Source organism: Aurantimonas marianensis (genome assembly GCF_024195285.1).
In the GTDB taxonomy this organism is placed as follows: Bacteria; Pseudomonadota; Alphaproteobacteria; order Rhizobiales; family Rhizobiaceae; genus Aurantimonas; species Aurantimonas marianensis.
Window position 1 is genome coordinate 25,430 of record NZ_JALHBS010000074.1, and the last position, 12,255, is coordinate 37,684.

Sequence of the window (12,255 nt, forward strand, 5' to 3'; positions counted from 1 at the left end):
CGTCGAACGGCGACGCTGGTCCGTTGATAACGACGCCCGCACGCCACGAAAAAAGGCCGGAGCAGTGCCCCGGCCCTCATCAAGCGAAGGGAGCTGTCGCGCCCTTACTGCATCTCTTTCATCTTGTCGGTCACGACGCTCGACCACGCGCCTTCCGGCTGCTTGGTGATGACCGGGTCCGAGCCGCCGCCCATCAGCACCTCGACCGTGTTCTCGGCGGAGGCCGTGTCGAGTGTGCCGTCCGAGCCGTCGACCAGCTTGTTGATCTCGCCGACCATGCGCTTCTGGTGCTGTTCGGTCTGGGCGCCGGTCATGTCGTTGTCGAGCACGATCTGGGCCGCCTCGTCCGGGTTCTCGGCGGCATATTCCCAGCCCTTCATCGAGGCTTTGACGAAGCGCGCGAGCTTATCGACCATCGCCGGATCGTTCAGCGACTCCTTGAGGACGTAGAGGCCGTCCTCCAGTGTCGCGACGCCCTGGTCCTCGTATTTGAACACCGTCAGTTCTTCTTCCGGGATTCCCGCGTCGATCACCTGCCAATATTCGTTGTAGGTCATCGTCGAGATGCAGTCGGCCTGCTTCTGGATGAGCGGGTCGACGTTGAAGCCCTGCTTGATGACGGTGACGCCGTCCGGGCCGCCCTCGGTGGACAGGCCGAGCTTCGACATCCAGGACAGGAACGGATACTCGTTACCGGAGAACCAGACGCCAAGGGTCTTGCCCTTGAAATCCTCCGGCTTCTCGATGCCGGTCTCCTTGCGGCAGGTCAGCTCCATGCCCGACTTCTTGAACGGCTGGGCGATATTGACGAGCGGCAGCCCCTTCTCGCGGGCCGCCAGCGCCGCCGGCATCCAGTCGACGATGACGTCGGCGCCGCCGCCGGCGATCACCTGCTCGGGCGCGATGTCCGGGCCGCCAGGCTTGATCGTCACATCGAGACCGGCCTCTTCGTAGAAGCCCTTTTCCTTGGCGACGTAATAGCCGGCGAACTGGCCCTGGGTCACCCATTTGAGCTGCAGCGTCAGCGCGTCCTGCGCCATCGTCGGCCCCGTGAGACCCAGACCCGCGAGCGCGACCACCGCGCCTGCCAGAAGCTTCCTCATCTGCATTCTCCCTTTGTTGTTTTATGTTGAAGCCTACCCCTTGCGGTAGGACGGATGCCAGAAAGTCGCGGCCCGCTCGGCGACGGAGAGAAGGCCGTAGGTCAACGAACCGGCGAGCGCGGCCACGGCGATCTCGGCCCAGACCATGTCGGTGTTCATCCGGCCGATCTCGGCCGAGATGCGAAAGCCCATGCCGACGATCGGCGTTCCGAAGAATTCGGCCACGATCGCGCCGATCAGCGCCAGCGTCGAGTTGATCTTCAGGGCATTGAAGATGAAAGGCAACGCCGCCGGCAGCCGCAGCTTGACGAGGCTCTGAAAGGAGCTCGCCCCATAAGTGCGCATCAGGTCGCGCTCCATGGCGCCCGCGGCGTTGAGTCCGGCGACAGTGTTCACCAGCATCGGGAAGAAGGTCATGACGACGACCACGGCGGCCTTGGACGGCCAGTCGAAGCCGAACCACATCACCATGATCGGCGCGACGCCGACGATGGGCAGCGCCGAGACGAGATTGCCTATCGGCAAGAGTCCGCGCTTGAGGAAGGGCGAGCGATCGATCAGCACCGCGACGAGAAAGCCCGAGCCGCAACCGAGCGCGTAACCGGCGACCACGGCTTTCAGATAGGTCTGGACGAAATCGGCCCACAGGATCGACAAGGAATTGGTGATCCTGACGCCGATGTCCGACGGCGCCGGCAGCAGCACGCTCGGCACGGCGAGCCCGCGCACTATGAACTCCCACAGGAGCAGCAGCGTCACGCCGAACACCAGCGGAATCAGGACGCCGAGGACCGTTCGTCCGGCGCGGCCCTGCGGCTCCAGCGCGGCGAGGTTGACGGTCAAGCGCCACGAGAACAGCCAGAACGCGGCGATGACGGCGGCCAGCGCCAACCCGCGCTGTCCGGCTTCCAGCAGCGCCAGCGCCGCGAATGCCGAAGCGCCGGCAAGCGCCGCCGTCAGGGCGGTCGCGGCTGGCCCGGAGCCGCCGAGGACCCGTGCCCCGCTCACGGCCGCGCCCCCATGCGCTTCAGCGAAATGCGCTCGCCGAGTCCCACCAGCCAGACGAGGACGCCGGCCATCACCGCGGCGGCAACCAGCGCCGACCAGATCTGGATGGTCTGGCCATAATAGGAGCCGGCCAGGAGTCGCGCGCCGAGGCCGGCGACCGCCCCGGTCGGCAGTTCGCCGACGATGGCGCCGACCAGCGCGGCGGCGACGGCGACCTTCATCGACGTGAACAGGAACGGCATCGACGCCGGCCAGCGGAGCTTCGCCAATATCTGCGGCCGGCTCGCCGAATAGGTGTGCATCAGGTCGAGCAGCATGGCGTCGGGCGAGCGCAGTCCCTTCACCATGCCGACGGCGACCGGGAAGAACGACAGATAGGTGGAGATGATCGCCTTCGGCAAAAGGCCCTGCACGCCGACGGCGTTGAGCACCACGATGATCATCGGCGCGATGGCGAGGATCGGGATCGTCTGCGAGGTGATGATCCACGGCATCAGGCTCTTGTCGAGCGTGCGCGAATGGAGGATGCTGACGGCGAGCGCGACGCCCAGCGCCGTGCCGATGACGAAACCGAGGAGGGTCGAGGACAGCGTCACCCAAGCATGGAAGAGCAGCGAGCGCGGCGATGTCGGCTTGACCAGCACCGTCGACTTCCAGATTTCCGCGACGATCTGGTGCGGCGCCGGCAGGATAGGCCGCTCGGCGCTCCATGTCGCCGCGATCGTGTCGGCGATGCCGTAAGCCTCGCCGGCGCGAACCAGCTTGTCGGTCTCGGTCTGCCAGTTCATGCCGATGGCGGCGAGATACCAGATCGCCAAAATCGCCGCGACGACGGTGAGGACCGGCACGGTGCGGCCCTCGACCATGCGCCGGCCGAGCCGCCGCAGGGGACCGGCATAGCCGATGCCGGCACCCGGCTCGGCGATGGGCGGGGCAGCAGTCATTGACGCGCCCCCTCAATCATAGCCGTGCCCGGCCCTCAGGCCCTCGCGCACCCGGTGGGCGATTTCCAGAAACTCCGGCGTGTCGCGGATTTCCAGCGGCCGGTTCGGGCCGAGATCGCAATCGATCACCTCGTGGATCCGGCGGGGACGCGGGCTCATCACCACAATCCGCGTCGACAGGAACACCGCCTCGGGGATGGAATGGGTGACGAAAACGACGGTCTTCTTCGTTTTCGCCCAGAGCTTCAAGAGTTCCTCGTTGAGATGATCGCGAACGATCTCGTCGAGCGCGCCGAAGGGCTCGTCCATCAACAAAAGATCCGGATCGAAGGACAAGGCCCTTGCGATCGAGGCGCGCTGCTGCATGCCGCCCGACAATTGCCAGGGAAATTTTCCGCCGAAGCCGGACAGCCCGACAAGCTCGAGATTGCTCTCGATCCGTGCCTTCCGCTCGGCCTTGTTGAAGCCCATGATCTCCAGCGGCAGCGCGATGTTCTTCTCGATGGTGCGCCAGGGATAGAGCGCCGCCGCCTGGAAGACATAGCCATAGGCGCGCGCCTGCCTCGCCTGATCCGGCGTCATGCCGTTGACCGAAATCGTGCCGCCGGTCGGCTGTTCGAGGTCGGCGATGACCCTGAGCAGCGTGGTCTTGCCGCAGCCGGACGGGCCGATGAAGGAGACGAATTCGCCCTTGAAGATGTCGAGATCGATCGACGACAGGGCATGGACGGGCGTGTCGGCCGTCTCGAAGACGAGGTCGAGATTGCGGGCGGAGATCACCCCGCCCCGCCTCTGCCGTTGCGCGCTGCTGTCCTTGATCGACTGATCCATTGTCACGTTCAAATCAGACACCCGCCGGGATGCCCGACCGCTCGACCTTGCGTGGGGCGGTGAGTTCCTTCCAGGTCGACAGCGCGGTGTTGACCGGCGCGTTGGCGGGCCGCTCGACGAAGCGGCCGTCGCCGGTGTCGGCGCGCACATCGCCCTCCTTGTAGGCGAGCCGGCCGCGCGAAAAACTCATCACCGGCAGGCCGGTCACCTCGATGCCCTCGAAGACGTTGTATTCGATGGCCGATTTCTGGGTCTTGGCCGAGATCGTCTTGGTCGCGGCCGGATCCCAGATGATGATATCGGCATCGGCGCCGGGCAGGATCGCGCCCTTCTTCGGATAGATGTTGAGGATCTTGGCGATATTCGTCGAGGTGACCGCGACGAACTCGTTCATCGTCAACCGGCCAGTTCTGACACCCCTGGTCCACAGCACCGGCAGCCGGTCCTCCAGCCCGCCCGTGCCGTTCGGGATCTTGGTGAAGTCGCCGACGCCCATGCGCTTTTGCTCATCGCTGAAGGCGCAATGGTCGGTCGCGACCACCTGCAGCGAGCCAGCCGCCAGCCCCGCCCAGAGCGAATCCTGATGCATCTTGTTGCGGAAGGGCGGCGACATCACCCGGCGCGCCGCATGCTGCCAGTCCGGATTGAAATATTCGCTCTCGTCGAGGGTCAAATGCTGGATCAGCGGCTCGCCGAACACGCGCATCCCCTTTTGCCGCGCCCGGCGGATCGCCTCATGGGCCTGCTCGCAGGAGGTATGGACGACATAGAGCGGCACGCCGGCCTGGTCGGCGATCATGATGGCGCGATTGACCGCCTCGCCCTCGACCTCGGGCGGGCGTGAATAGGCGTGACCCTCCGGCCCGTTATTGCCCTCGGCCATGAGTTTTTGCTGCAGGAAGGCGACGACGTCGCCGTTTTCGGCGTGGACCAGCGGCATCGCGCCGATTTCGGCGCAGCGCGAGAAGGAGGCGAACATCTCGTCGTCGTTCACCATCAGCGCGCCCTTGTAGGCCATGAAGTGCTTGAAGGTGTTGATGCCTTGGCTGACGACCTTCGGCATCTCGTCGAAGACCTGTTCGCCCCACCAGGTGATCGCCATGTGGAAGGAATAGTCGGTGCGCGCCTTGCCGGCTTTCTGGTACCAGGTCTGCAGCGCGTCGATGAGCCCCTGCCCCGGTCCCGGCAGGCAGAAGTCGACCGTCATCGTGGTGCCGCCGGCCAGCGCCGCCGCCGTGCCGCTATCGAAATCGTCGGCCGAGAAGGTGCCCATAAAGGGCATCTCCATATGGGTGTGCGGATCGATGCCGCCCGGCATGACATAGGCGCCAGAGGCGTCGATCACCTCGTCGCCGTCGAGATCAGGCCCGACATCGACGATCTTGTCGCCGTCGATCAGGACATCGGCCTTCCAGGTGCGGTCGGCGGTGACGACGGTACCGTTCTTGATGACGATGGTCATGGGGTCGCTCCTTGGCTGATCGACGGAATCGTGGAAGGGCCGGCAAGAAGTGAGCTTGCAAGTTGCAGGAAGGTGATCAGAGCACGCTCGATCTGCATCATCTGTTCAGGCTCGAGAGTGCCGATCGGCCCAAAGACCTTCTCTCGAGGATAGGTTTGGATTTTGTCGACCATCGCCTGCGAGCGCTCACGAAGCCCGTTCGAAGGATGTGGTTCGACGAGGAATCGAATGGAGATGTCGTTTGACAGGTCACTCGTAAACGGGACGACGGTCACGCTGCCCAGGTGTTCGGCAAGATAGTCAGCCTGAACGACGATAGCCGGCCGCGACTTCCCGTAGTCTCCTTTCCCGGAAACGAGGACGACATCGCCGCGCTTCATGAAGGCAGATCGTCCCACAAATCGGCGATCTCCTCGGAGAGGCGATTGATCTCGCCCGACCGACGATCGGCGGCATTGATGGCATCGCAATCGCGCTTCAGTTGTTCCTTGAACTCGGGGCTATCCCAATCAGGGACCCAGACTTCCACAGGCACGAAGCCTCTTGCGCGAAGGTCGGCGCGCTGTTCTTCAGTCAGTTCCTTCGGCCTTCCCATTGCGACCTCCTGTCGATTTTAGTCCAGCGCCCACACTCTTGCGATCTGACTATTCCGCCAGTTTTAAACACGCATCAGCAAATTGCGTCACCGGATCGACCTTACCAGCCTCGTCTGAGCGTTCGATCTCCAGAGGTGGGCCCCAGAAAGTCGAACTGGGGAACTGCAAGAAGATACTGCCATCTCCCTGAAATATATTCAGTATTTCCTTTAGGTTCATTTCGCTTTCCGGCTGCCACTCGAACCGCCAGCTTTGATTTGATTCATTCGGCATCCGCTCCACTTTGACGAGGGTGAAGTATGCTGATTTTGGCCCCGATTTGATGCCGTAGGAGAACGATCTCGCCATCATTGTGATGGCCATCATAGTGCCGATACCGATGCCGCGATACTCCAGCACAATCAACCGGTCGAGCGCTGGTTCTGTAACGTTGGCGGATTGCCTCCATGGCCAGCCGGGTTTGTCAGCAATCAACGGACAGCGAAAAACGAAGAAGTCACAGCCGGGATCGCTGCCGCATCCTTGAACCCGAAGGCGTAACGCTATGTCACCCTCCTCGCCGCTCTCCAGCCGTGGCAGCAGCTGGACCGCCGAGTTTCTTCCATCCTCGTAAGCCAAGGTCGGCGCCACGAATGGCACGTTGAGGGCAAGAACAATCGTCCCTACGATGGCTCTATTCACCCTCATTTCTACTCCACGATCCCGGCCGTCTCCACGACGGCGTGGAACAGGACGTTCGCCCCCGCCGTCGCCCATTCCTTGGAGATCTCCTCGGCCTCGTTGTGGGACAGGCCGTCGACGCAGGGGCACATCACCATCGCCGTCGGCGCGACGCGGTTGATCCAGCAGGCGTCGTGGCCAGCGCCGGAGACGATGTTCCTGTGCGAATAGCCGAGGCGTTCGGCGGCATCGCGGACGGCCTTGACGCAGTCTTCGTCGAACGTCACGGGGTCGAAATGCCCGACCTCGTCGACCGCGGCGCCGATGTCGAGCGCCTCGGCGATGGTGTCGATGCCGTCCTCGATGCGCTCGCGCATGGTATCCAGCGTCTCCTTCGACGGCGAGCGGATATCGATGGTGAAGACGGCGCGGCCGGGAATGATGTTGCGCGAGTTCGGATAGATCTCGACATGGCCGATCGCCCCGACGGCGTTAGGCTGGTAATCCATCGCCACCTCGTGGACGAGCTCGGTGATCCGCGCCATGCCGAGCCCGGCGTTGCGGCGCTTCGGCATCGGTGTCGAACCGGTGTGGCTCTCGCGGCCGGTCAGCGTCACCTGCAGCCAGTAGAGCCCCTGCCCGTGGGTGACGACGCCGATGTCGATCCCCTCGTCCTCGAGGATCGGCCCCTGCTCGATATGCAGCTCGAAGAACGCCTTCATCTGGCGCGAGCCGACCGGCTCCTCGCCCTCCCAGCCGATCCGCTTCAGCTCGTCGCCGAAGCGCTTGCCGGCGGAGTCCTCGCGGTCCTTCGCCCAGGCCTCGTCATGGACGCCGGCGAAGACGCCCGAGGCCAGCATCGCCGGAGCGAAGCGGGTGCCTTCCTCGTTGGTCCAGTTGGTGACGACGATCGGATGCCTGGTCTTGATGTTGAGGTCGTTGAGCGTGCGGACCAGTTCCAGCCCGCCGAGGACGCCGAGAACGCCGTCATACTTGCCGCCGGTCGGCTGGGTATCGAGATGGCTGCCGACATAGACCGGCAGCGCGTCCGGGTCGGCACCCTCGCGCCGCGCGAACATGTTGCCCATGGTGTCGACGCCCATGGTCAGCCCCGCCGCCTCGCACCAGGACTGGAACAGGTACCGGCCCTCGCCGTCCGCGTCGGTCAGCGTCTGGCGGTTGTTGCCGCCAGCGATGCCGGGCCCGATCCTCGCCATCTCCATGATCGAATCCCAGAGCCGGTCGCCGTTGATCTGGAGGTTGGAAGCAAGGCTCATGAAATCCCTCATGTCTGGTCTTCAGCGATGGGCGGCCGTCGTCAGTCGAGGCAGGTCAGGATCGTGCGCAGGGTCTCGACGATCTCGCCGACCTGATCCTCGGAGATCATCAGTGGCGGCGACAGCGCGATGATGTCGCCGGTGGTGCGGATCAACAGCCCCGCCTCATAGGCCTTGAGGAAGGCCGAGAAGGCCCGCTTGGTCGGCTCGCCGGCGATCGGATCGAGCTCGATCGCCGCAATCAGGCCGATCGTGCGGATGTCGATGACGTGCCGCTCGCCCTTCAGCGAATGGATCGCGTCGGCCCAGACCGGCTCCAGCGCCTTCGCCCGCTCGAACAGCCCGTCTTCCTTGTAGGTCTCGATCGTCGCCAGACCCGCCGCGGCGGCGATCGGATTACCCGAATAGGTGTAGCCGTGGGCGAACTCGATCAGATGCTCGGCGCCGCTCATGAAGGCGTCGTGGATCGCGTCCTTCACGTAGACGGCACCCATCGGGATGACGCCGTTGGTCAGGCCTTTGGCGGTGACCATGATGTCCGGCGTCACGCCGAAATAATCGGCGGCGAAGGCCGCGCCCATGCGGCCGTATCCGGTGATCACCTCGTCGAAGATCAGCAAGATGCCGTGCTGGTCGCAGATCTCGCGCAAGCGCTTGAGATAGCCCTTCGGCGGCGGCAGCACGCCTGTCGATCCCGCCACCGGCTCGACGATGACCGCGGCAATGGTCGAGGGATCGTGCAGAGTGGCGATCCGCACCAGATCCTCGGCGAGTTCGGCGCCATGTTCGGTCTCGCCGCGCGAATAGCCGTTGCGCTCAGGGTCGTGGGTATGGCGCATATGGTCGACGCCGGTGAGCAGCGTGCCGAACATCTTGCGGTTGCCGACGATGCCGCCGACGGAGATGCCGCCGAAATTGACGCCGTGATAGCCGCGCTCGCGTCCGATCAGGCGGAAGCGCGCACCCTCGCCCTTGGCACGGTGATAGGCGAGCGCAATCTTCAGCGCGGTCTCGACCGATTCGGAGCCCGAATTGGTGAAGAAGACGTGGTCGAGACCGGTCGGCGCGATGGCGGCCAGCCTCGAGGCCAGTTCGAAAGCCTTGGGATGGCCCATCTGAAAGGCTGGCGCATAATCGAGTTCGGCCGCCTGGCGCTGGATCGCCTCGGTGATCTTCGGCCGGCAATGGCCGGCATTGACGCACCACAGCCCCGCCGTGCCATCCAGCACCTGACGTCCGTCGGATGTCGTATAGTGCATGTCCTTGGCGGCGACGAACATGCGCGGCGTCTGCTTGAACTGCCGGTTCGCCGTAAAGGGCATCCAGAAGGCTTCGAGATTGTTGGGGACCATCGTCGCGTGTTCGTTCATCGGCTTGCCCCTCCGGAAGCGACGATCCATGTATGGAAAGACGCCAGAAATCTTGACTAAATGGTCAAAATGAAGGCTAGAAGGTCGCCCGGAACGGGTCAAGCGACTTCGCCGCGAAACCGCTACGCGGCACCGGGCCGGCACTCGAAAGATGGGAGGGCAGCAGGTCTTGGACGCGACGGTCCCTCCACCGGATTCCGGTGCCGGCGTCGAGGATGACGATCGCCAGCCCACCCGCATTCAGGCGATCAATCGAGAGATCATCCTGGAAGCGGCCCTGGAGGTCTTCTCGGTCCACGGATTCCGTGGCTCCACGGTCGACCAGATCGCCGTTCGCGCGGGTATGTCGAAACCCAATCTGCTCTATTATTTTCGCCGCAAGCAGGACATCTATCGCGCGGTGCTCGAGCGTACCCTTCGCGACTGGCTGGCGCCGCTCGCCGCGATCGATCCCGCCGGCGACCCGGTCGAGGAACTGCGCCGCTACATTACCGAGAAGCTGCGGATGGCGGCCGAACAGCCGGCCGCGTCCCGCCTCTTCGCGAACGAAATTCTGGCCGGCGCACCGGTCATGGGCGGCTTTCTCGAAACCACGCTGAAAGACCTGGTCGACGAAAAGGCCGCGATCATCCGCGAGTGGGTCGGCCGCGGGCGACTGGCGCCGGTCGACCCGCATCACCTTATCTTCATGATCTGGGCAACGACCCAGCACTATGCGGACTTCGATGTGCAGATCCGTGCCGTGATGGGCGACCAGATCGACCAGCCCGGATTCCGCGGGCAGGCCGCGCAGGCCGTTCTGACCCTGGTGCTCAACGGCCTGAAGCTGAGGCCGTGAGGCCGGTTGCCTAACGCGCGCCTTCGGCCCATGATCCCACGCGTCGGTGGGCACCGGCATCCAGGGAGGTCCCACTCGTGGCCAAGCTCATCGCGCTATACAGGCACCCGAAGGACCCGGCGGCATTCGACGCTCATTACAAATCGACCCACGCGCCGCTCGCGAAGACCATTCCGGGGCTGAGGCACTACGACGTCAGCGATGGCCATGTCGCCGGCCCCGGCGGCGATAGCGGCTATCGTCTAGTCGCGACGCTGACCTTCGGCTCGATGGCCGACATCGAAGCCGGGCTCGCTTCCGCCGAGGGACAGGCCACAGCGGCCGATCTCGGCAACTTCGCCGATGGCGGCGTCGAATTGCTCATGTTCGAAACCAAGGATATCTGACTGTTCAAAGCCCGACCAATCGGGCGCGGTCCGGCAACGCCTTCAAGCCGCCACGACGGATTTCTCGGCACGGAGCGAAGGACGATCATTTCCCCATTGGTTGGCCACCTCCATCAGTATCTTGGCCAGATCCGACGACGGTCTTGGCTTGGAGAAGAAATAGCCCTGCATTTCCCGACAGCCTTCGCCGTACAGGATCTGCATCTGCTCTGGCGTTTCGATGCCCTCGGCGATGACGCTCATGTTGAGCGCCCGCGAAAGGCCAATGATCGAGCGCACGATGGCGATGTTCTCGGCACGCGCCATGTCGCGGACGAAGGATTGGTCGATCTTGATCTTGTCGAATGGAAAGCGGCTTAGATAGCCAAGCGAGGAATAGCCGGTCCCGAAATCATCCATGGAGATCGTCAGCCCCAGCCGGCGGAACTCCTTGAGGATCGACAACACCCGGTCCCCTTCGTCCAGGAACAGCGATTCGGTCACCTCGATCTGAAGCCGTCGTGGTTGCAGACCGGAAGCTGCCAGCGCGCCGCGAACGTCGTCCACCAGCGTGGGGCTCTTGAACTGAACCGCCGACAGATTGACCGAGATGGTCAGATCCTCCGGCCATTTGGCGGCTTCGTTGCAAGCGGTCTCGAGCGCCCACTTGCCGAGCCGCTCGATCAGGCCGGTCTCCTCCGCTAGCGGGATGAAAATGGAGGGCGAGACCATGCCGCGTTTGGGATGCTGCCAACGCAGCAGTGCCTCAAAACCGCTGACACGTTTGCGATCGGTGTCGACGAAAGGCTGATAGTAAAGTTCGAACTGACCCTCGTCCAAAGCCGTCTGGAGGTCGAGTTCCATTTCGCGACGGCGCTGAAGCTTTTCGCGCATGGCAGGTCGGAACCGGCGATAGGCACTCCCCGCCTCCTGCTTTGCCTGGTAGAGGGCAAGGTCGCAATTCTGCAGGACGATGTCTGCGCTGGGGCCCGCCAGTCGTTGGCCGGTCCCGATATAGACCGTGCCGACGCTGCCTCTCGCCTCGATCCGGCGATCTTCCACGTCGAATGGTGACTGAAAACTGGCCACCAGAGACGCGGCGAACAAATCCGCGTCGCCGGTCCCCCGCACTCCTGGCAAAGCGATCGCAAACTCGTTCCCCCCAAGACGGGACACGGTCGCCCTGGCTCCTGAAATTCGCACGAGCCTGTTGCTGCATTCCTTCAAGAGCGCGTCGCCGACCGGATGCCCGTGGGTATCGTTGATCGACTTGAAACCACGGATATCGACCACGGCGACGACCAGCCCCCGGCCTTTCGACAACAGCCCGTCGAGCACCTCGGCGAAGTTCTTGCGATTGGGCAGATCGGTCAACCCATCGTGCCCCGCCACGTGTTCCAACCGCCGCGAGATTCGTTGTTTCTCGGTGATATCCTCGAAGGTGATCAAAAGGCCCTTAGCGCTCATGCCGCGGCGTTTCACCTCCATGATGGCTCCGCCGACCTCCAGAAGGTCCGTTGCCGTCTCGTTTTCACGCAATGGCAGGATCAAGCTGGGATCAGTGAGGAAGGCCCGCGCGGGCGTTCCCGGCGCCACCTCGCCGAAATGACGGGAAAATACCTGGTTGCAGAGCACCAGGCGCTTTTGCCCGTCGAGCATGCAGAGCGCCTGCGTCATGTTGTCCAGCGCGGCGCCCAACTGACTTTCCTGCCGGTTGAGTCGCACGGCCATCATGTCCGCCTCGCTCATCATCGTCGTCTCGATCTCGCGGCAGCGCGCCCCCATTTCCTCGAGCGCGAGG

13 protein-coding genes are annotated in these 12,255 nt (G+C 63.8%); 2 read left to right on the plus strand and 11 right to left on the minus strand.

Features of this window, described 5'->3' with window-relative positions:
* Window positions 1–104: 104 nt before the first annotated feature.
* Genes MJ956_RS12585 through aptA form a run of 10 tightly spaced genes read right to left on the minus strand, consistent with a single transcriptional unit; the run spans window position 105 to window position 9,251 of the window.
* Entirely contained in the window at window positions 105–1,103 is a 999-nt protein-coding gene (locus tag MJ956_RS12585; RefSeq protein WP_253964802.1) for an ABC transporter substrate-binding protein, read from the minus strand.
* Between the two features lie 33 nt (window positions 1,104–1,136).
* Complete coding sequence (locus MJ956_RS12590) at window positions 1,137–2,111, minus strand: ABC transporter permease (RefSeq protein WP_423724858.1); 975 nt, start codon at window positions 2,109–2,111, stop codon at window positions 1,137–1,139.
* Window positions 2,108–3,055, minus strand: a complete 948-nt coding sequence (locus MJ956_RS12595) for an ABC transporter permease (protein WP_253964803.1) — start codon at window positions 3,053–3,055, stop codon at window positions 2,108–2,110. The genes MJ956_RS12590 and MJ956_RS12595 overlap by 4 nt, the downstream gene beginning before the upstream one ends.
* A gap of 12 nt (window positions 3,056–3,067) precedes the next feature.
* Window positions 3,068–3,886: an ABC transporter ATP-binding protein gene (locus MJ956_RS12600; RefSeq protein WP_253964804.1), complete on the minus strand. Its 819-nt coding sequence runs from the start codon at window positions 3,884–3,886 to the stop codon at window positions 3,068–3,070.
* Window positions 3,887–3,899: 13 nt separating this feature from the next.
* Window positions 3,900–5,348: a dihydropyrimidinase gene (gene hydA / locus MJ956_RS12605; protein WP_253964805.1), complete on the minus strand. Its 1,449-nt coding sequence runs from the start codon at window positions 5,346–5,348 to the stop codon at window positions 3,900–3,902.
* Entirely contained in the window at window positions 5,345–5,728 is a 384-nt protein-coding gene (locus tag MJ956_RS12610; RefSeq protein WP_253964806.1) for a type II toxin-antitoxin system PemK/MazF family toxin, read from the minus strand. The genes hydA and MJ956_RS12610 overlap by 4 nt, the downstream gene beginning before the upstream one ends.
* On the minus strand, window positions 5,725–5,943 hold the full coding sequence (locus MJ956_RS12615; RefSeq protein ID WP_253964807.1) for an antitoxin MazE-like protein: 219 nt from the start codon (window positions 5,941–5,943) through the stop codon (window positions 5,725–5,727). Before MJ956_RS12615 ends, MJ956_RS12610 begins: the two co-directional genes overlap by 4 nt.
* Before the next feature lie 49 nt (window positions 5,944–5,992).
* Window positions 5,993–6,625, minus strand: coding sequence for a hypothetical protein (locus tag MJ956_RS12620; protein WP_253964808.1), 633 nt, complete (start codon window positions 6,623–6,625; stop codon window positions 5,993–5,995).
* Window positions 6,626–6,633: 8 nt separating this feature from the next.
* On the minus strand, window positions 6,634–7,881 hold the full coding sequence (locus MJ956_RS12625) for a Zn-dependent hydrolase (RefSeq protein WP_253964809.1): 1,248 nt from the start codon (window positions 7,879–7,881) through the stop codon (window positions 6,634–6,636).
* Window positions 7,882–7,922: 41 nt separating this feature from the next.
* Entirely contained in the window at window positions 7,923–9,251 is a 1,329-nt protein-coding gene (gene aptA, locus MJ956_RS12630; protein WP_253964810.1) for an omega-aminotransferase AptA, read from the minus strand.
* Between the two features lie 151 nt (window positions 9,252–9,402).
* On the opposite strand from aptA, the gene MJ956_RS12635 reads away from it, so the two are divergent.
* On the plus strand, window positions 9,403–10,089 hold the full coding sequence (locus tag MJ956_RS12635) for a TetR family transcriptional regulator C-terminal domain-containing protein (protein WP_423724861.1): 687 nt from the start codon (window positions 9,403–9,405) through the stop codon (window positions 10,087–10,089).
* Between the two features lie 77 nt (window positions 10,090–10,166).
* Window positions 10,167–10,475: an EthD family reductase gene (locus MJ956_RS12640; RefSeq protein WP_253964811.1), complete on the plus strand. Its 309-nt coding sequence runs from the start codon at window positions 10,167–10,169 to the stop codon at window positions 10,473–10,475.
* A 42-nt stretch (window positions 10,476–10,517) separates the two neighbouring features.
* Here MJ956_RS12640 and MJ956_RS12645 read toward each other — a convergent pair.
* Window positions 10,518–12,255, minus strand: a 1,738-nt coding sequence (locus MJ956_RS12645; RefSeq protein ID WP_253964812.1) for an EAL domain-containing protein, incomplete at its 5' end; no start/stop codon positions are given.